Here is a 723-nt window from a genome sequence, read left to right on the forward strand (position 1 = left end):
CGCGGTGACGACGCGACCGCCGGACGCGTTCTCCTCGTTGACGGCCAGCGCGTAGAGCGTGATCCAGTCCATGCCGCGCAGCGGGTCGTCGCTGCTGCCCTCGAGGCGCAGGCGCCGGGCCAGCTCGGGTGCGCGCCGGCGCACCCGCAGGCCCCCGGGGAGCACACCCTCGGTCTCGATGCCGTTGCGGACGCACTCCTTCATGACGCGCCAGATCTCGAGGAGGCCGTCGCGCACCTCCTGCTCGGTGCGCCACGACAGCTCGTTCTCGAGCATGATCCGGGCGATCGACTTGCCGGTCTCCTTGCAGTGCGCCAGCAGCTCGTCGCCGGTGCGGAACGGGTGCGCGACCGGCGTCGAGTCCTCGACGATCCGCGTCTCGCCGTCGGCGTCGCCGCCGACGACGAAGCCGCCGCCGACCGAGTAGTACGTGCGCTGCGCGAGCGTCGCGCCCTGCGCGTCGCGGGCGGTGAACGTCATGCCGTTGGGGTGCAGCGGCAGCGCCTTGCGCCGGTGCATCACGAGGTCCTCTTCCTCGACGAAGTCGATCGCGTGCTCGCCGAGGAGCGGCAGGCGCTTGGAGGCGCGGATGTGGGCCAGGCGGCTCTCCACGGCCCGCGGATCGCAGAGCTCGGGGCGCTCGCCCGTGAGCCCGAGGATGACCGCCTTGTCGCTGCCGTGACCGTGCCCCGTGGCGCCGAGGGAGCCGAAGAGCTCGGACCG

Annotated in this window: 1 protein-coding gene; it reads right to left on the reverse strand. The window is 72.9% G+C overall.

Annotated elements, in window-relative coordinates:
• A partial coding sequence (locus ABD194_RS20420) for a serine dehydratase beta chain (RefSeq protein ID WP_343994936.1) occupies positions 1-723 on the reverse strand: 723 nt, incomplete at both ends.

Origin of the sequence: Terrabacter terrae, assembly GCF_039529575.1 — a bacterium.
Lineage (GTDB): Bacteria > Actinomycetota > Actinomycetes > Actinomycetales > Dermatophilaceae > Terrabacter > Terrabacter terrae.